The organism is Alteromonas sp. RW2A1 (assembly GCF_001886475.1).
In the GTDB taxonomy this organism is placed as follows: domain Bacteria; phylum Pseudomonadota; class Gammaproteobacteria; order Enterobacterales; family Alteromonadaceae; genus Alteromonas; species Alteromonas hispanica.
The window spans coordinates 2,686,998-2,706,703 of sequence record NZ_CP018031.1 but is presented as its reverse complement, the minus strand read 5'-3'; the positions used below and the strand labels follow the sequence as shown (position 1 = coordinate 2,706,703).

The 19,706-nt window shown below is 42.2% G+C and carries 19 protein-coding genes and 2 pseudogenes; 18 read left to right on the top strand and 3 right to left on the bottom strand.

Annotation, left to right across the window (positions count from 1 at the left end; all coding sequences use genetic code 11):
- The first annotated feature begins 110 nt into the window (after window positions 1–110).
- The 5 genes from BM528_RS12085 to BM528_RS12065 all read left to right on the top strand — a co-directional run bounded on the left by BM528_RS12085 (window position 111) and on the right by BM528_RS12065 (window position 4,267).
- A complete protein-coding gene (locus BM528_RS12085; protein ID WP_083595276.1) occupies window positions 111–710 on the top strand; it encodes an elongation factor P hydroxylase in 600 nt (199 codons plus the stop codon).
- Window positions 707–1,837, top strand: coding sequence for an ATP-NAD kinase family protein (locus BM528_RS12080; RefSeq protein WP_071980029.1), 1,131 nt, complete (start codon window positions 707–709; stop codon window positions 1,835–1,837). The genes BM528_RS12085 and BM528_RS12080 overlap by 4 nt, the downstream gene beginning before the upstream one ends.
- A 128-nt stretch (window positions 1,838–1,965) precedes the next feature.
- Entirely contained in the window at window positions 1,966–2,262 is a 297-nt protein-coding gene (locus BM528_RS12075; RefSeq protein WP_071980028.1) for a YfcL family protein, read from the top strand.
- Between the two features lie 178 nt (window positions 2,263–2,440).
- Complete coding sequence (locus BM528_RS12070; protein ID WP_071980027.1) at window positions 2,441–3,277, top strand: hypothetical protein; 837 nt, start codon at window positions 2,441–2,443, stop codon at window positions 3,275–3,277.
- Window positions 3,278–3,550: 273 nt separating this feature from the next.
- Window positions 3,551–4,267, top strand: a complete 717-nt coding sequence (locus BM528_RS12065) for a hypothetical protein (RefSeq protein WP_071980026.1) — start codon at window positions 3,551–3,553, stop codon at window positions 4,265–4,267.
- Between the two features lie 238 nt (window positions 4,268–4,505).
- Here the strand turns inward: BM528_RS12065 and BM528_RS12060 are convergent, their stop codons facing one another.
- From BM528_RS12060 to BM528_RS12050, 3 genes are all read right to left on the bottom strand, one after another.
- A complete protein-coding gene (locus BM528_RS12060; protein ID WP_071980025.1) occupies window positions 4,506–4,940 on the bottom strand; it encodes a hypothetical protein in 435 nt (144 codons plus the stop codon).
- Window positions 4,941–5,075: 135 nt separating this feature from the next.
- Window positions 5,076–5,399 (bottom strand): hypothetical protein, encoded by a 324-nt coding sequence (locus BM528_RS12055; protein ID WP_071980024.1) that lies wholly within the window; start codon window positions 5,397–5,399, stop codon window positions 5,076–5,078.
- A 120-nt stretch (window positions 5,400–5,519) separates the two neighbouring features.
- Window positions 5,520–5,759, bottom strand: coding sequence for a hypothetical protein (locus tag BM528_RS12050; RefSeq protein ID WP_071980023.1), 240 nt, complete (start codon window positions 5,757–5,759; stop codon window positions 5,520–5,522).
- A gap of 216 nt (window positions 5,760–5,975) precedes the next feature.
- Here BM528_RS12050 and BM528_RS12045 point away from each other — a divergent pair.
- The 13 genes and pseudogenes from BM528_RS12045 to BM528_RS11985 all read left to right on the top strand — a co-directional run.
- A pseudogene (locus BM528_RS12045) lies at window positions 5,976–6,221 on the top strand (IS110 family transposase); the annotation flags it as partial.
- 388 nt (window positions 6,222–6,609) lie between these two features.
- Window positions 6,610–6,819 (top strand): hypothetical protein, encoded by a 210-nt coding sequence (locus BM528_RS12040; protein ID WP_156844060.1) that lies wholly within the window; start codon window positions 6,610–6,612, stop codon window positions 6,817–6,819.
- A 9-nt stretch (window positions 6,820–6,828) separates the two neighbouring features.
- Entirely contained in the window at window positions 6,829–7,062 is a 234-nt protein-coding gene (locus tag BM528_RS12035) for a YgaP family membrane protein (RefSeq protein ID WP_020746026.1), read from the top strand.
- 111 nt (window positions 7,063–7,173) lie between these two features.
- A complete protein-coding gene (locus tag BM528_RS12030; protein WP_020746027.1) occupies window positions 7,174–8,085 on the top strand; it encodes a cation diffusion facilitator family transporter in 912 nt (303 codons plus the stop codon).
- Between the two features lie 19 nt (window positions 8,086–8,104).
- Window positions 8,105–8,482, top strand: a complete 378-nt coding sequence (locus tag BM528_RS12025; protein WP_071981290.1) for a hypothetical protein — start codon at window positions 8,105–8,107, stop codon at window positions 8,480–8,482.
- 68 nt (window positions 8,483–8,550) lie between these two features.
- Window positions 8,551–9,906 carry a TolC family protein gene (locus BM528_RS12020; protein WP_156844059.1) on the top strand — a complete coding sequence of 452 codons (1,356 nt, stop codon included), beginning with the start codon at window positions 8,551–8,553 and terminating at the stop codon, window positions 9,904–9,906.
- A gap of 4 nt (window positions 9,907–9,910) precedes the next feature.
- Window positions 9,911–11,218: an efflux RND transporter periplasmic adaptor subunit gene (locus BM528_RS12015; protein ID WP_071980021.1), complete on the top strand. Its 1,308-nt coding sequence runs from the start codon at window positions 9,911–9,913 to the stop codon at window positions 11,216–11,218.
- Window positions 11,219–11,233: 15 nt separating this feature from the next.
- Window positions 11,234–14,437 (top strand): efflux RND transporter permease subunit, encoded by a 3,204-nt coding sequence (locus BM528_RS12010; protein ID WP_071980020.1) that lies wholly within the window; start codon window positions 11,234–11,236, stop codon window positions 14,435–14,437.
- A 120-nt stretch (window positions 14,438–14,557) separates the two neighbouring features.
- Window positions 14,558–14,878: pseudogene (locus BM528_RS12005) on the top strand (efflux RND transporter permease subunit); the annotation flags it as partial.
- A 149-nt stretch (window positions 14,879–15,027) separates the two neighbouring features.
- Window positions 15,028–15,369, top strand: coding sequence for a hypothetical protein (locus tag BM528_RS12000; protein WP_156844058.1), 342 nt, complete (start codon window positions 15,028–15,030; stop codon window positions 15,367–15,369).
- 187 nt (window positions 15,370–15,556) lie between these two features.
- Window positions 15,557–16,942, top strand: coding sequence for an SMEK domain-containing protein (locus BM528_RS11995; protein WP_071980017.1), 1,386 nt, complete (start codon window positions 15,557–15,559; stop codon window positions 16,940–16,942).
- 3 nt (window positions 16,943–16,945) lie between these two features.
- Window positions 16,946–18,364 (top strand): argonaute/piwi family protein, encoded by a 1,419-nt coding sequence (locus BM528_RS11990; RefSeq protein WP_071980016.1) that lies wholly within the window; start codon window positions 16,946–16,948, stop codon window positions 18,362–18,364.
- Window positions 18,365–18,467: 103 nt separating this feature from the next.
- Window positions 18,468–19,706, top strand: a complete 1,239-nt coding sequence (locus BM528_RS11985) for a tyrosine-type recombinase/integrase (protein ID WP_071980015.1) — start codon at window positions 18,468–18,470, stop codon at window positions 19,704–19,706.

Below are 19,706 nucleotides of genomic sequence, written 5' to 3'. Positions count from 1 at the left end.
GCGCCAAATTAATTCTGTGACGATGCTTGCGCAACACCAGGTAGGCTTGTTTTATCCAGCATACTCAGTGCGTGGCTCGCACCAACGTCGGTTAAGTATTACGAACTCAAATGGACATTAATCATCAGCACACAGATCATGGCGATGGCAGCGTTAAAGATAGCAATGAAAAAGCCAGCGTTTTAACACTGATCGCGCTATTTAATCGCACGTTTGTCGACTACAACACGCGGCTTGTTTTGGGTGACGATGAACCCATTTACTTACCGGCGAGTAAGCACTGTGATCATCATCAAATAGTTTTTGCCCACGGTTTCTTTTCTAGTGCGCTGCACGAAGTTGCTCATTGGTGTATTGCAGGAGAAAAGCGCAGGTTGATGGAAGATTATGGTTATTGGTATTGCCCAGACGGTAGAGACGAGCAGCAGCAAGCCAAGTTTGAAAAGGTAGAAATAAAGCCTCAAGCCATTGAGTGGGCATTTACCGAAGCAGCAGGGCGGCAATTTCAAGTTAGTACAGATAACCTGAATGGTGCAGAGCCAGATCGAGAAGGCTTTACAAAAAATGTTGCCGCACAGTTGGCCTATTTCCGCAAAAATGGTTTTCCTGATAGGGCACAACGTTTTATTTCGGCATTGGCAACGACATTTAATACGGTTACCGAACACGAAACTTTATCAACCAAACGCGTTGGAGATAATGCTGCATGAGTAAGCCAGTTTTTCGACTAGGAATAATTGTAAATCCGTTTGCGGGTATTGGCGGCGCACTGGCTTTGAAAGGAAGCGATGGCGCACAAATACGTGAAAAGGCCCTAGCGATGGGCGCTGAGAAAAAAGCCAATGAGAAAATGGCTAAAGCGCTCAGTATTCTAGAAGCGCTTAACGGGCAGTTTTCGGTATTCACAGCGGCCGGAGAAATGGGCGAGAGCGTGTGCGCATCTTTAGGTATTCCATGCGAGGTAATTTACCGTCCTAGCAGCCAACAAACTGAGGGAGAAGATTCAGAAAATGCAGCACGAGCGATGTGCGAGGCTAATGTAGATCTCTTACTCTTTGCCGGTGGAGATGGTACTGCGCGCAATATTTGTAGTGTTGTGGGCGATTCAATACCTGTTCTCGGTGTACCGGCAGGCTGTAAAATTCACTCGGGAGTTTACTGTGTTTCGCCTGCCGCTGCAGGTCAGGTTGTTAGCCAAATGATAGCCGGAGAGCTTGTTAGTGTAATGGATGCCGAAGTTCGTGATATCGACGAAGACGCTTTTCGTAAGGGCAAGGTGATTGCTAAACATTACGGTGAAATGCGAGTTCCGGCAGAGTTGACGTATATTCAGGCAGTAAAAATGGGCGGCAAAGAAGACGAAGCTTTGGTGCTCGATGATATTTCAGCTTATGTAGCTGAATTAATGGAAGATGAGTCAGATACGCTTTTCGTCATGGGCTCCGGCTCTACCGTTGGTGCCATTATGGAATATCTTGGCCTCGACAACACATTACTTGGTGTAGATGTAATAAAAAACGGCGAATTAGTCGCCAGCGATGTTAGTGCACCTGAATTGCTTAACATCACAAAAAATAAGCCCAGTAAAGTGGTGCTTACGGTTATCGGCGGTCAAGGGCATATACTTGGAAGAGGTAATCAACAGTTGAGCCCTGCGTTTATTCGCAAAATAGGTAAAGAAAATATGATGGTGGTGGCCACCAAACAAAAAATCCATGCGCTAGACGGCAAACCACTAAGACTTGATTCGGGCGATCCAAAGCTGGATGAAGAGCTGGCGGGGGCTTTCACTATTATCACCGGCTACAAAGACAAAGTGCTGTATAACGCCATATAACTTGCGGCTTTCAGTAAACTTAACATATTAAAAATCATGAGTACTGACTCAACAGTATGTGAAAAAAGTGAATACCAAGTGGTTTAAAAGGCCACCTTTAAAAAGAACAAAATAACGAGGAGAAAAGAGTGTTACCACCTGCTGCTGCACCACAAGACGTGGTAGAAAAAATCGCAAAAATTGAAGCGGCTTTAGACGACGTCGTTAATCACGGTGACGATGATGAATTGTTTATAGCCAGCTATTTGCAAGGCCACTTTGCAGTAGAGTCGAGACAGCTTGAAATGCAAGAGAATGCGACAATGGAACAGCTGAACGACAACATGACAGAAAGCTTAAATAGAGCCTTTTCCAACAATGAACTCGAACAAGCCGATGCGAAGTTAGTCAGTGCTTTGTGGGCTCGCCTTTTTCAACACCAATAACATTAACTCAGATTCCTCACATGACGAGTGAAATGTGCACATGAATTACCTAAGGCAATGATCTGAAAATATTTTTTTGAGCGTTCAGCTTGTGTTCAGACATAGTTCTTTATATTCTCACCGCGTTTTCATAATGCGCCGGATTGATAAAGGCGCTTAAACAAAAAAAGGATTTACTATGTTCACACATCGAGTTGGCCTATACGCCTTGGCTTTTGTTTCTTCTTCTGTTTTTACTTCTACAGCGTTCGCTCAAACCACACCAATCAATCATGAAATAAGTATCGGCTTTTCTGACGTGAGAGATGCTGACGATAACTTTATTGGTGCAGCTTACCGCTACTATTTCGACACGGTGAATATTGGTGAACAGCCTTACGCGATAAGCCCCTACCTGCAGCGTAGTAACAATGTTTCAGTAGATTACTTCGGAATAGATGACGTTGACCAAATAAACGTTAACGGCGAGTGGTTTTCTGACGATGATTTGGTTGTGAGAGGGCGATATGGCAGAACAACCGAAGATAAACGGTTTTACGATGCAACATTGCAGCGCTTTGGCGTTGATGTGTCTAGTTTTGTTAGCGCGCACTGGGAAGTAGGTGCTGGAGTAGACTTTTACGATTTGGATGAAACGGTAAGAGTTTTCGACGGTTCAAGCGACCAGCAGCGTTTTAGTGACTCAGAATTCAGCGCTAACGTGTTTGCTCGCTACACCAGCTTCGGTTTGAACCCATCTCGCTTTACCCCAGGTTGGGATATAAAGTTCAAAGGTACGCACTTTGATGATGAGCTGACCTTAGAAATCGACGCAGACTATTACTTTAAGCCCAACTGGAGCGTTGGCGTTATGGCAATACACGAAAACAACGACCGATTTGGCTCTGAAAATGTCATAGAGCTGGGCACTAACTATTGGTTCAATGCATATTCATCAATTCGTTTTGGTGCCGGTGTCGATACTGATGAAGGCACGCTGGGCTCGTTAACTCTATTGGGAACATTTAGATTTTAATCCGTTAACCCTAGCCAATATCGCATCTAATTTTTACAAGCCTTGCAAAAGCGGGGCTTTTTGTTATTAGTTGAACGTGCACCTATGAAATAAATCGCATCTCCCTAGTTTTGTGGGGCAATAGTGTAACGAAATTAATAGTGTAACGAGGTCAATAGCGTAACGAGGTCAATAGCGTAACGAGGTCAATAGCGTAACGGGAACAATAGTACAGTGAGATCAATATTCCCAACTTTTGAGTAACTAAATAATCATATATACACGGCGAGGCTTATGATAATAGCTCTAGTGAGGAGTGGTTTTAGTATCAGCACTTTTTTATGCGCCTTTGCATTAATGTACAGTGCTAGCGTTTTTGCAGATTATAAAAAGGGCTGTGACGACCCTAGGTACCATCAATTCGTTAATGAGCGGTTAGCCTATTTTGAACAACAAAATAAGCGTTTATTTGAAAGCACGTTACGAGATTATCAGCGAAGTAGCCAAGCCAATAGAAATCCATATAGAGTAATAGCGGATTTAAGCCGGCACCTTATTTATAGCGCACAATTCGACCCTATCGAAACTGTAAATGCCAAGATTGACCTTATTTTTAAACACGGCGAAAACCTCAGTAGAGATCAGCAAATAGCCGGTAATGTTTTTGACAACTTTAGTACAGAAGCCCATTTTGTAGGTGTTGCCAGAGCTTGGTTGGCGTACCGACAGGGCGATTTGGAAGCAGCTTTCGATGCGCTTTTAACGTCAATTGATGTTAGCAATTCAGCAGTTATGGGATCGTTTGGTCCTGACGTTACTTTTATTCGCCGTATATACCGAGATGGGTACACAAAGCCTGTAGTTTCCTATATCAATAAAACGAAGGAATTTTGGGTAGGTAAACGCGCAGATGCTTTGCGATTTGCGTGGCTAACAATGATAGAGCAAGGCTGTAAGATACAATTTGATTCTCTTGATACTATAAAACTGGCGGAACTTGGGCTTATTTAAGAAAGCGTGTTAACACCACCTTCGACCTCTTCTTTATAATTTGCAGGCCTGATATCAAATACTAATCAATAGCGCTCGCTGAGTCCTAGTGCCGGTTCCTCTCAGCATTTTGCGCTCATCTTTTAACTGTGGTCCATTATTTAATGATAATTGAACGTGTGCAGAATAAACAAACACACCACAGAATTGGCCTTCTCTTATGTTTTATTGTGCGCCTGCAGATATCCTAAAACCCTTGTTATGCAGCGCTTTTATTGTTGCTGGCTTTACCTAACAAATAAACACACACCAAAAGTGGCAAATTTTTGGCGATAACTTGTGCTACATAATAAACAGAATAGTTACTGGAGAATCCAGGCTCTAAAAAACTAAACAACAAAAACATTACATAGGGAGCTGCAACGAGGTAGTAATTAGTCGTTTTAAGAAACGATTTCAAAAGCCAAGCATACATGACAAAGCAGATGGCAAGTGGTATTCCGATAGTTATTAAGTCTACGACTGATAACGCAACGGTTAGAGAAAATGTGGCCATTGGGTTAAGAATTGATTCCGGTATAGCAATTGCTGCACCTAACCCGGTGACGACAATTGATAGGTAAATAAAAACTAACCCCCCGATTACCGAAAGAAGACTGTTTAGGGTTGGTTTGTATTGCTGAGTAATTTCCATTTAAAACATCCTTTAAAGTGCATGATACTAAGTTAATGTACACAAATACTGCGGAGTAATGGCGAAGTTACCCCGTGTGTATGCGTCCTTACGAACGCAGTAAGCGCGTTGATTGGCCTGTTAGCCACGCATTGCTTACGAAGTGCTTTTTTGAAACTTACGGATAGTTCTGACCACATTAATAATGGGCAATGTCGAGAAGAGAACAAAAATAGCTAGGAACAGCAATAGGTTTAAAAAAGCTAAATAAGCGAACACCCCAACTAAAATTTTTACTACACCAGATAATAAAAAGCAATTGCCTACGTATTTGCAGAAAGCAGGTAGTTCGGCAATTTTAGAAAAGTCGATGCCGTTAAGTACATCTGCTTTTTGCTTGAAGCTAAGCAGATAACCAATGATTAAATATATAAAGCCGCTTAAGCAGGATATAAAAAGAATTAGAGAACCTGTTTCCATAAAAAATCCTTCTTAGTGGCCAACCTTCCAATAACGGGCAATTGCTTGCTGCAGAAAATGGCGAAGCAGCCCGCGTTTATGCGTTCCAGCACGCGCAGCGGGCGAACTTAAATTTTTTTGTTATGTGACATTTTTAAAAAGGAAGGATACTAAAAAGAGAGTGCCACAAAGAGATATAAAGCCGAGTACTGCGCAAAGTGTTTTGTTAATACTACTTTTTTGTGGATACTTTCCAAACGTGAAGAGTTTAATTGTCCCGTATCCATACCAATAAAGTACTATTTCAAAAAGAGCAACGAGTACAAACCATCTTAGCGTTAAATATAATGCCCTGCCTAAACCACCAGCTACTTCTTCCATACAAATCTCCGTGACAAAAAATAAATCCATAAATACCAGGTTTAAAGCTGGCAAATAACACCCACATAAGGGGTAGTAACACGTGGGCTAAAATCCAAGCGAAGCGACAGAGTCCATGTGTTACTGTCCCAGCGAGATAATTGGACTCCCCCGCACCTGAGAGTTTGGGGTAATATTTTTGTTACCACACAAAAAATATTAAAGAGAGTCCTTAAAATGTATCGTACTAAAGTCGGCGTCGATTTAGCAAAAAATATAATTCAGGTTTGCACACTACACGGTAAAAAAGTTACGTCTAATGTAGAGATGAGTACCGATGAATTTTCACTTTGGTTAGCTAAATCTAAACCTGTCACTGTAGCGTTTGAAGCTTGCTCTACTTCAAACTACTGGTATCAACAAGCCATTAAAGCTGGTCATGATGCTCGACTAATTAGTGCCAAATTGGTTAAAGCTGTTAGGGTCTGTTGATCTTTGCTGTACATATTTCACTCAGCAGTACATGGGTAGCCACATCATTGAAAATGCCAGTGATACCATGCTGGCATAATTCCTTGGCTTCGTCTAGTCATTGATATTTTCTCCTATATTAATCAATGATTAGATTTTAGGGGCTTAGCTTAAGAATAAAAGAGCGGTCTATTTTGACCGCTTACATTTTGGTTGACCACGTCAAGCTCGATGGTTACTCGGATATGAACAGGAAATTGTTGGAAACCTCGAAGGAAGCCTCCAACTATACACCGAAAGCATCCTCGATCATCAAGCGTTGATTCAAAATTCACTGACGCCTAAATTTGAGCCTAAACAACATCGAGTATGGTTTACGCAAAGATTGCGTTATAAAGGTATGCAGCAAGCATTGGTATTAAATGCCTTTAACTTTTATTCAACCACAGATAAGGATGGTTATTTAAAAGTTAGTGCAGAATATAGCCCTGTTGATTTATGGCGATTATCAGGTGGTTTAAACATTTTTTATGGTAAACAACCTTTTACTTTTTGGGGACAGTTCGAGGATGCCTCAAATTTTTTTGTTCGTTTTCGGTATTTTTATTAAGGAGTTGTCATGTCTTCAGAGAGAGCACTCACTGCATTTGCAGGTTTTATGGTTTTGTTGTCTGTTATTCTAACTATTTGGCTACACCCATATTTCGTATGGTTCACTGTTTTTGTCGGCGTAAATTTGTTCCAACAAAGCTTTACGGGCTTTTGTCCAGCAACCATTATACTCAAAAAATTATTCGGTCTTAAAAGTGAGAGGGAGATTGCGCTTGAAGCTGTATCTACACATCGAGAGTAATGCAAAAAAGTCACTATTCAATAGATATAAGACAAGATAAAGAACGGGGTTTTATATGCTAAGTGAATCCATACAAACATAATAAGGTAAATGCATTATTGGAAATTAAACATGCACAGTCATAATCATTCACATAGCCATACGCACTCAGATGGCAATTCAGACGATGCATCAAAGCGCATTGGCTGGGCGTTCCTTCTAAATGTGGTGTTCACCATCATCGAATTTATTGGTGGTTGGCTAACCAACAGCACCGCTATCATGGCTGACGCGGTGCATGATTTGGGCGACAGTTTGTCGATTGGTACTTCTTGGGGCTTAAATAAACTTAGCGATAAAGATGCCAATCGCACTTTTTCCTATGGCTATAAGCGGTTTTCACTATTGGGGGCGTTAATCAACGGAGTTGTATTGACCATAGGCTCTATTTGGATCTTGTTTGAAGCAATCCCTCGTTTAGCAGAGCCTGAAATGCCCCAAGTAGAGGGAATGTTAGCCTTATCTATTTTTGGTATGGCAGTAAACGGTTTTGCCGCTTATAAACTAAGCGAAGGAACGTCATTAAACGAACGAGTGCTTAATTGGCACTTGTTAGAAGATGTTCTCGGTTGGGTGGCAGTATTTATCGTATCCATCGTCTTAATGTTCAAGCCTTGGGCGATTTTAGATCCCATCTTATCCATTGGCTTCACTTTGTTCATCCTCTTCAATGTGTTTCGTAACCTAAAAGAAACCCTGATGCTATTTTTACAGGCAACGCCAGATGAAGAGCAAATGTCAACAATCCGAAACGACTTGCTTGCAAACGATAAGGTAAGCGACCTCCATCATTTTCATATTTGGTCGTTAGACGGAGAGCGCAATGTTATGACTGTCCACCTTGTCTTAAAAGGAGAAGTTAGTGTTGAACACATTCAGTCATTAAAAGAGAGCATACAAAGCTCATTAGCCAAGTATCATTTTGAACATACTACAGTTGAGCTAGAATTTGCCGATGAACAATGTCGTGACGAAATGAAATAGGTTTGGTATGCTACTTGTTATGAAAAATTTAAAACGTATATGTTACATCATGATCTCGCTGATACTCTTTCAGTCGTTTTCTGCTGTGGCCAATTCGTTAGATTTTGATGCAATAGACACTCAACATTTGCAACATGAACACAATCATGCTGAGCATGATAAGAGTTTGTCATCAACAAGTACGCAAGATGCAAGTACCGACCAAGTACAGGGGCAGCATAATCCAGCCGACTGTCATCACTGTGGTCATTGCCATGGTACACATGTTCAGTGGGTCGGTCATGACAGTATCAATAAACACCATCACGTGGTGTCAAACCACAACTTTAACTATCTAGATGCTCTTATAGACGCACCTATCAACCGCTTACTGCGCCCACCTAAGCAAAAATCCTAAATTCTGTTTAAAGCTAGTCGCGATAACCTTAAACGCGACGTCCGTTATTATTTAATTTTAGGATTATTATGAATCTTACTCATTTTATTGGGCGTGACCTGCATGTCAGGTCGCCACTGCTATCTGCGCCTTTTAAGCGTATTCAAACAACAAAAGCCACATCATTGAGACGGCTTAGCTTACTTACATTTAATGGCACCAAACTGCTGTGCACTTGCTTATTGTTTGTACCGATTTTTGCTCATGCGCAAAATCAGAACTGGGAAAGTTGGTTCTCTTCACAGATAAACAAACATCCCGATATTGTCGCGGCCAAAGAACAATTGTTAAGCACAGGTGCGCTCGCTGATGCTTCTGAACGAGCCCTTTATAACCCTGAATTGTCAACTGACTATACGCGTAATGGCGATAACAATGACTACAGCGTGGGTGTTGAACAGACAATCGACCTTTGGGACAGGCAAGGCGCAAGGCGACAAAAAGCGGGTTTTATGCGCACTGCTGCACAAGCTCAATACCAAGAAGTCGTTTTAAACAAATCAGCTGATGCTATTGATGCATTAATCAATTGGCGTGCAGCAAGAAGTGCCGCTGTAATTGCAAAATCACAACAACAGCAACTTAATTCGTTACTTGAATTGGTCGAAATACGTCAAGCGGCTGGTGATCTAGGGAGTATCGATGCAGAGCTTACCTTTTTGTCGTTATCGAAACAATTTGCTCAAGTGGCGGGAGCAGAGGCTCAACTTCAAATGGCCGAAGCAATGGTGCGGGAGTTACTTCCTGATTGGGAGCCAGAGCGAGGGATTATACCCGACGACTTTTGGCCTTCTAATGCTACATATCCGTCTGATGAAGAATTACTAAAACACCCAAAAGTAGCAAGCGCTTATGCGCAATGGCTCACGCAAAAAGAAGAAGCAGAAGTCACTAGACGTAGTGCAAAAGCAAATCCTACTTTTGGTATTAATGCAGGGCAGGAAGCGCGAGAAAACACCGTTGGGCTGACCTTTTCCATACCGTTAAACATTCGCAACGATTACAGTGCAGAAACTCGCGCCGCAGAACGCATGGCGTTAGAAACTGAAGCACGTTTTAGAGCGCAGTATCGGAAACTTCGTTTCGATTTAAAAGGAGCGTTTGGCGCGTGGCAAAGCTACAACCTACAGTTTACGCAATGGCAATCATTGGTAAAGGGTCGCATCGAGAGTAGTGGTGATTTGTTAGAGAAGCAGTGGCGCAGTGGCGATTTATCAACGACTAACTACCTTATTGCACTGAATCAACGCGCAGAAAGTTTACTGTCTGGCATAGAGCTCGAAAAGCAAACGCGCATAGCATTAAAAAATCTCATGCTGCAATCAGGTCGTCTTATCGACTTGCCCCCAGTTCAACACGATTTCTCTATTGATCATCAGGATTAACAAAATGAATAAAACAGTATTAGCAGTTTTCATCGCCTCATATGTCGGCGCTGCACCAAGTTTCGCACAAGAGTCTGATCAACAGCATGCTCACAATGAAACGGTAACAAGCATCGATAAAAGCATACAAGATAAGCATGACGAACATACTGATGATGGTCATGAAGAACATGAACTACAAGATGGTCAAAAGCATGATGAGCACGGAGGCGAGGGGGCCGATGAACATGATGATCACGAAAGCGAACATGCTCATGATAAAGGTGAAAGCGAGAATAAAGACGATGAAGAGCATGATGAATCTGCTTCTGCATCGCTAGACTCCAATCAAATGGCATTAGCCAACATTAAAGTAAGCACACTAAGCCCCAAAATTGTCAATTATACTTTGTATGCACCGGGTGAAATATTATCAAACGGCTATAGCAGCTATAGAGTATCACCCAGAGTGGCATCCGTTGTCACGCGTCGTCATGTGGCATTGGGAGACAGGGTAAATAAAGGCCAAGTGCTTGTCACGCTTTTTAGCGAAACCGTTGCGCAAGCACAAGCCAATTACCGAACAACATATCCAGAATGGGAAAGAGTAAAAGGACTTGGTCGAAAAACTGTTGGAGAGCAGCGCTACATTGATGCAAAAGCTAATTTTGAAGCGGCTAGTGCAGTATTAATCTCATATGGTTTATCCGATGCAGATTTGAAAACGCTCACCTCACAGCAATCAATAACATTAGGAGAATATCGCTTACGTGCTGAAATTGATGGCGCGGTACTCAGTGACTCGTTTGAACAAGGTCAGCGTATTGATGCGGGAGAGCCGTTGATCTCGTTGGCAGATGAAAGTGAACTTTGGGTAGAAGCGCATCTACCATCGAATATTAACCTGCGGTTAGGTGCAGGTTCTCCGGCACAAATCAAAGTGGGAGACTTCACAGTTGATGCAACGGTTACACAAGAGGCACATACCATTGACCCAATTACTCGAACGAGAACGGTTCGGCTATTAGTGAGCAACCCTGAACATCGTTTGCATCCTGGTCAATTTGCCGAGGTGTATTTCCGTTTTCTGACAAAAATGCCGGTAATGGCTGTTTCAGAAAGTGCGCTAATGCGAGGGCCCGATGGAGACTGGATGGTATTTGTAGAAGATCATCCCGGCGAGTTTTTACCCGTCGAAGTTGAACTTGGAAGAGCGCTTGGTGGCTTGCGGGAAATAACCGGTGTAGAGCCGGGTTCTCGCGTAGTAAGCGAAGGTGCTTTTTTTGTCGCTTCACAAATCGCTAAAGGCGGTTTTGACCCACACAACCACTAATTAGGAGGAGTCTTTATGTTTAATAAATTAATTGATTGGGCTGTTACTAATCGTTTGTTAGTGGTGATTGCTCTGACAACGTTAATAGTCAGCGCGGTTTTTGTTATTCCAAAACTGAATTTGGATGCATTTCCAGATGTCACCAACGTGCAAGTATCTGTCAATACAGAAGCACCGGGGTTAGCTGCCGAAGAAGTAGAGCAGTTAATTACTTATCCAATAGAAGCGGTGATGTATGCCTTACCGGATGTGATGGAAGTGCGCTCTATTTCCAAAACAGGTCTTTCAGGTGTGACCGTTGTGTTTAGCGAGGACACAGATATCTATTTTGCACGTCAATTGGTATTCGAGCGTCTGCAAGCGGCTAAAGAGTTAATTCCCGAGGGCGTCGGTACGCCAGAAATGGGACCCAACACATCAGGATTGGGGCAAGTGTATCAGTATCTATTGTTGGCTGAGCCCGATTCAGGCCTAGACGCTATGGCGTTGCGTAGTTTAAATGATTGGGTGGTGAAATTGCTGCTGCTTCCTGCCGATGGCGTAACGGATGTGCTCTCTTTTGGTGGGGAAGTACGCCAATACCAAGTTAACCTCAATCCATCTCAATTACTTGGATATGGCTTGACTCAAGATATAGTGATGGAAGCACTTGAGCGGAATAATACCAATGTGGGGGGGTGGTATATGAACCGAGGGCAGGAGCAACTTGTGATAAGAGGCACTGGCTGGTTAGATCATGGCGAGGAAGGGTTAGAGCAATTACGTCAGGTACCTTTAAAAACCGTAGACGGAACAACGATTACTGTATCCGATGTGGCGAACGTTGAGTTAGGTAGCGAAATTCGTCAGGGTGCTGCCACCATGACCAGAAAAGACGCCGACGGTAACATTCAAAACTTAGGTGAAGTCGTCTCAGGCATTGTACTTAAGCGCATGGGAGCTAACACGAAAGCCACAATTGATGGCGTCAATGCTCGTATTCAGCGAATTAACCAAGCATTGCCTGATGGCGTGAGTTTTGAAGTATTCTACGATCAAGCTGACTTAATTACTCAAGCCGTGGATACGGTTGTAAATGCGCTAATGTTAGCGTTCGTATTTATTATTGTTATTCTAGCTTTATTTTTGATGAATCTACGAGCCACGTTTTTAGTCCTGATTTCGATCCCTATTTCTATTGGTATTGCCTTAATGGTCATGTCGTGGTTTGGACTTTCTGCCAACCTTATGTCGCTTGGGGGCATTGCAGTGGCAATCGGCATGCTAGTAGATGGCTCAGTGGTAATGGTTGAAAACATGTTTAAACACTTGACTCACACTGATGCTGAGCATGATCACAAGAGACAATTGGGTGAACATGTTGAAGATGATGATCCATTAGACTCGTCCCATGATACGCACGGTATCGCTTTGCGATTACAAGAAGCGGGCAAGGAGGTAGCCCGGCCTATCTTCTTCGCAACAGCCATAATCCTTGTGGTATTCATGCCTTTGTTTAGCTTTGAAGGCGTTGAAGCAAAATTATTTCAACCAATGGCTATTAGTATTATGTTGGCCATGCTTTCGGCGGTATTAGTTGCACTGATTATTGTACCGGCATTGGCGACGTATCTATTTAAAAAAGGCGTGAAACCACGAGAAAGCGTTGTGTTGAAACCTTTAGACGCGGGGTATCGCAAAGGGCTATCGTGGGCAATTTTGCATAAAAAAGTAGTGATTGGAATTGCTGCAATTATGGTAGTCGCTGCTGGTGTAGTGCTTCCTCGGCTTGGCACAGAGTTTGTACCAGAACTGGAAGAGGGCACCATTAACTTGCGTGTTACTTTAGCGCCTTCATCTAGTTTAGATACTGCCCTAGAGGTCTCCCCTAAGCTTGAGAATATATTAATGGGGTTTCCAGAAGTCACCTATACATTGTCGCGTATCGGTCGCGCCGAAATAGGAGGCGATCCTGAGCCTGTAAACAATATCGAAATTTATATCGGGTTAAAGCCAGTGCCTGAATGGACAAGTGCAAGTAACCGCTATGAACTGCAAGCGTTAATGGAAGAAAAAATGGAGCAACATCCGGGTTTGCTCTTCAATTTTTCTCAACCTATCGCGACAAGAGTGGACGAGTTGTTATCGGGTGTAAGAGCTCAACTTGCCATTAAATTATTTGGACCTGATCTTGACATCTTGGCTGAAAAAGGCCAAGCCATTGAAGCTTTAGTAAAAGAAGTTGAAGGTGCAAGAGATGTTGCTATGGAGCAAATTGCCGGTGAATCTCAACTGATTGTGACACCGAATCGCCGCGCTCTGTCGCGCTATGGGTTGGCCGTGGGTGATGTAATGGAGCTCGTAAGCGAAGGTTTAGGTGGAGCCAGCGCTGGCCAAATCATCAATGGTAATGAGCGCTATGATATTTATGTCAGGCTTGCTGAACAATTTCGAAATAACAGTCAAACGATAGCCGACTTGCGCTTACAAACTCCGTCAGGTGCATGGGTTCGTTTAGGAGATGTTGCAGAAGTGACGATTGCTTCTGGTCCACCGCAAGTCAGACGTGATGACGTACAGAGGCGAGTTGTTATCCAGGCAAATGTTCAAGGTCGAGACATGGGTAGCGTGGTGGCAGATATTCGTCAATCTATTGATGAGCAGCTAGCACTGCCTACTGGCTATTCAGTGGATATTGGCGGGCAATTTGAGAATCAACAACGGGCGCAGAAACGATTATCACTAGTTGTGCCGCTTTCGTTGGGCTTAATTGCATTACTACTGTACTTTGCTTTTGCTTCGTTTGGTCAGGCAATGCTGATCCTCGTGAATGTGCCTCTAGCTGTGATAGGCGGAGTATTTTCACTTTGGTTATCAGGGCAATATCTTTCTGTACCGAGCTCCGTAGGTTTTATTACCTTATTTGGAGTGGCGGTCCTAAATGGGGTGGTGATGGTAGAAAGCATCAATCAGCGCATTGCAGACGGATTATCAGTATCTGACGCTGTATTCGATGGTGCTACATCAAGACTTCGGCCAGTGTTGATGACGGCGATTACATCTGCGCTAGGGCTAATTCCAATGTTAATGTCTAACGGCGTGGGTGCTGAAATCCAAAAACCGTTAGCAAGTGTTATTGTAGGCGGCTTAGTAACCGCGACATTTTTGACGCTCTTTGTACTGCCTGTGCTTTTTGCCTGGTTTTCAAAAGGGAAGTTAAAAGATATGACAAGAGCATAATCTTAATTTGAGCTGGCCTGTTGCATGCGATAAGCATCGATAGGCTAGCATCAAACCTTATAGGAGTAGATATGAAAAACTATCAAAGGCTACCAAAAAATATTACATCTCTTTTTTACATTGTCTATATCCGCTGGAGTAGGTTTCACAGCGCTATCTGCTATTGCGGCGTTATACGGGCTGGTGATGATTTCGTTTATTAAACAGCAGTTGGAGGAAACAGATGATTTGATCGAATCGATTGTAGAAGGTGCAATCACTAGATTTCGCCCTGTGTTGATGACAGCGCTCGTTGCGAACTTGGGTTTTATTCACATGGAGTTAAATGTGGGTACGGGTACTGAAGTTCAAACGCCTCTGGCGACAGTGGCCATCGGTAGATCAACCTTACTAACCCCTTTTGTGATGCCAGTGCTGTATCGAATGAATGGCTCATGCTAAAAAAATGAAATAGTCAGGAAACCTCGGGGCGTCAAGACGCGAGGCTCTTTTGCAATCAATGACTTAATCTCTTCAAAGGACAGTAAATTATGAAAAAATCATATACATTGAAAAGATGGGCACTCCTAATAGTCCTGACGATGTCTGTCGTGGCTTGCAGCAGCTCACTTAGAGAAACAGAAATAGTAAACTTACCTAATGACCCAGTTACTATTCTTAGTGTGAATGTTAACCAAAGTGGAGATAGCTGGAACGTATGGGGTGAGCTACAGTCAATCACCCACAGTACAATGCGAAATGTTCGCATACGGATATCAGTCATTTCAGATGATGGAAAGGTAATTCAGCAAAAGTATGCAGAATACAGAAGGAGAATAAGCACCGATAGACATCGTAGAATAAGACCAACGAACAAAGCTATTTTCAACGTTACATTTGAATCAATACCCGAAAATGCGAGGGTGATTGCTGAACATGTGACCAGCCAATAATAGTTACAGTACTAATCTGTCTGAGCAGTTACAAGCAGTGTAGTACATTCGCTGCAATAACATTGATAGGTTTATGTATTTTTACTGTTTGTATTGTTTCTAAACAAAAAGGTAAATTAAGCTTGATTTATACAAACAAGCGCCAATGTATACTGTATATAAAATCAGGCTTATATCAAGGATCAACATGGATGCATTAACTGTCGAAAACGAATTACGCGAAGCCGTATCAAGAATAGTTAGTCAGGTTGAGCTCGCAAGTAAGCAGGGTAGGCTTGATATTAACTTAGCGATGGAAGATGCATTTATACCCATTCTCAAAGAGTTGTTTCACTTGCAAAAGTTACACAATCTAAATGCGAAGCAGAAAAATTACCCTGGTATAGATCTAGGGGATGAGTATGATCGAGTAGCATTTCAGGTAACCGCAACTACAGATCTCGAAAAAGTTAAAAAAACGCTATCCATTTTCGTTGATAAAAACTATCAATCCAACTTTGATGAGCTCTTTATTCTGATGCTTGTGGGCAAACAGAAAAGCTACTCACAACAGGCTATTGATAAAATAACGGGAGAGAAATTTAATTTCATTGCAAAAACACATATTATTGATTGCGGCGACATTTTATCAAAAGTAACAGAATTAAGAGTTACTGCCCAACGTCGGATCCTGCACGAATTCAAACTTATTCTTGGAGAAATTGATGTTTATTTAGCGCTTCGCGAACCAAAAACCGATGTTCCAGTCGTGTTCACGTCAAATATTGCGCCAATTACTTTCCCATCTAAGGTTTTTATTGCTGAAACTACAATAGTCAAAAAGGATGTGCTTTCGCGAGCAAAAAGTGAACTTGAATATAAGGGCAGGAAGTCAGATATGCACATGTGCATTCGTCTTGCTTTAGAACTTGAAGGCTCTAAGTTTACGGGGTGGGCTTTTCATGATGGTAAGATATTCACGTTCGAAGATTTCGAAGTCCAATCCGCGCTGAAGTCTCTAATTGATGTTGGAACTATCGAAGAAGTCGATAGCGATGAGCTATATAACTCAGAATATGTAGAATATGAAAATGTCTTTAAGTCGCTTCTTCAAGGGCAAATACGGGAGCAGCTCATACACCATAATGTCAACTTTGATATGTATGAAAAGCAATTCTATTTTAATAAAGAGGACGAAAAGCAAACACACAGGAAAGAAACATGGAAAGGTATGAAAACAGCTCATAGAACAGTTTTTGAACGTGTAGATAGTAAGAAAGAACCCGGTAGTCTTGCACACTATAAACACCTAAGCTTCCAATTAAGGTTTATTCATACGATGGGTCAGTACCATACCCTGATCGTACCGAGTTGGCTTTATACCTATAACTCTTATCGTCGCATCCGTTTTCACGACAAGTTGGTAACGAAGCAAAAAAGGCTTGAAAACAATCAAGCAGTGAGAAATCTGACCCGGTTTATTGCTTTTTTTCTCTCTCAAATGACACATCAGGAAATTAAGTTCGGTTCGCTTATTCAGCTTGTCCCAGAAAACATCACCGAAGAATTGATTGATATCGATGAGGAGGAATAAACAGTGAAGGTTACCGTAATTGAAGAGCCGCTTTTAGAGTTCGGTAAAGGAACACATATTTGTCCACGTAATGGAATCGAACGAATGGGTGTTTATGATACTAAAGATGAACTTAGACGCTCAGAGCTAAGACTCGGAATAGTAGGAAGGGGGGAGGGCGTAGATAAACTCGACGTTTGGTTGGACTTATGTCGCAGCGGTATTGTCGGCAAGGAAAGTGAGCTATCAAACCTGTTTAAAGGTTTTGGTGGTGTTTCGGCTGACTATGGTTTTTTCACGCGACTATTATCTTCACCAGGATTCACGCGCGCGCTTCAAAAATCTTCAATTGTTAAAGTTAGTCGTATTAAAACTAGAGAAGAAAGAGTCGTGGCAGCAGTAAACTTGTACTACGAACAAGTCCAGTTTCTTGCAGAGAATAGAGCAATTGACGTCATTATTTGCGTTATACCAGAAGAACTATTCCTATCATTAACGCAAAAAGATGCTGGTTCGAAAAAAGACACCGGATCAGTCGAACAGTATATGGAACATGACTTTAGACGTTTACTAAAGGCGAAATGCATACACCTTGGCATACCTTTGCAACTTGTGCTCGAAAGTACGCTATTGACAGGGAAAGCGAATAGAGGGAATCAGGACGATGCGACTCGCGCGTGGAATTTTGCAACGGCTTTGTACTATAAAGGTAATAAAACAGTTCCATGGAGGCTAAAAGAAGAGCGCTTTAAACCGAAGAGTTGTTATGTTGGAATTGGATTTTATAAGAGTAGAGATGGTGAAACTATATCAACAAGTTTAGCTCAAGTATTTGATGAGTTTGGTCACGGGGTAATCTTACGCGGGACACCTGTTGTCATCGATAAAAATGATAAGCGTCCGTTTATGTCAGAAGAACAAGCTTATGATTTATTAAGCTCAGCGTTATCTGAATACGATAAAGCCCTTATGCAAATGCCTGCCAGAATTGTTATTCATAAAACGTCAAAATTTCGAGAAACTGAAATCAGGGGGTTTTGTCGTGTTTTAGAAGAGAAAGGCGTTCGTTCTAAGGACTTTGTTTCTATCACTAATACGGATATTAGATTGTTTAGTCAGACTAGTTATCCACCCAAGAGAGGCACATTGCTCTCAATAAATGAAAGTGAAGGCGTTTTGTATACACGCGGCACAATCGATTTTTATCAAACTTATCCTGGAGCTTACGTACCAAATCCGCTAAAAATAGATGTTTATGAAAACGATTCGTCTTTAGAGGAGTTGTCTGAGGAAGTATTGGGTTTAACTAAGATGAATTGGAATAACACACAACTAGATGGCAGATTGCCTATTACTCTTGAGTGTGCAAAAAAGGTTGGGGATATAATGAAATACGTGGATTTAGGTGAAAAGCCTCAAGTCAGTTACAGTTTTTATATGTAGATTTGTTGCATTACCACCATTATGTCTAATACTGTTCAGTATTAGACATAGGGTGCAGGATTAAGTTATAATGTTTGCATCTTAACTAACAATCACAACACACTTGGCCATCACTAAACCCACACCGTTGTTTCCCACGTATACTGAGCTAGCAGAGCTCAGTTTGTCTGACTATCCACAGCTAAGTTCATTCTTAGACAATCAACCGACATGGATGAGACAGCACTGGGACTGGGCGAAAGAATACCTTTTATATATTGGTCGCAACAAATCACAACACACGTACGTGCGTTTTCGAAATGACATCGAAAAGTTCCTATTGTGGGTCTTTATGGTAGATAAGCAGCCAGTAGATGATTTACGTAAAGCAGATATTTTGCGATACATTGATTTCTGTGTGGCGCCACCGGTTAAATGGATAAGCACCCAGCTCCATGACCGATTTCGCCTCAATAACGGTTACTTTGCTTCAAACCTTAAGTGGACGCCGTTCAGGCAAACGCCGCCGAAATACGATAAAGACAGAGTGCTCGATCCGAAAAAGTACCAACCCTCATTGCAGACCCTCGAATCTACCTTTGTGGCATTAAGCTCTTTTTACCGCCATCTCATCGATGAAGAAATTTGTTTCGGCAATCCTATTCCATTGGCAAAACGAGACTGTAAGTACTTGATAAAAGACAGTCAGGTAAAGACGATAAGTCGATTAACTGAGCAGCAATGGCAATATCTCTTGGATACTGCCGTTGAGATGGCGGATAGTGATCCGCTTTTGGAGCGTAGTTTATTTACTATTGCTACCATGAAAACCCTATTTCTGAGGCTTTCAGAACTCTCGGAGCGCAATGATTGGACGCCCTTGATGAGTCATTTTTGGACAGATGAGGGCAACAACTGGTGGTTTAAGGCCTATGGAAAAGGCAAAAAGATAAGAGATATCACGGTACCACCGGGTTATCTTACGTTTTTGAAACGCTATAGAAAATGGCGTGGACTATCACCTTTACCGTCCAAAGGTGAGCAAACCGTTCTGGTTGAAAAAATAAGAGGCCGCGGTGGTTTAACAGGTCGTCAAATTTCGAGGCTTATTCAGAGCGTGTTCGACGCTGCATTTGACAAAATGAAGTCAGAACAAGGATTAGAATCCGCTCAGAAATTAAATGAAGCCACCACACATTATCTGCGTCATACCGGTGCAAGCATGGAGATAGAGCGTGATAGACCGCTAAAGGATCTATCAGAAGATCTGGGCCATTCTAGCAGTGCGACAACCGATACGGTGTATGTGCAGGTTGAGCGAAAAAAGCGTGCCTCATCTGGCAAAGATAGAAAAGTCGAGTAG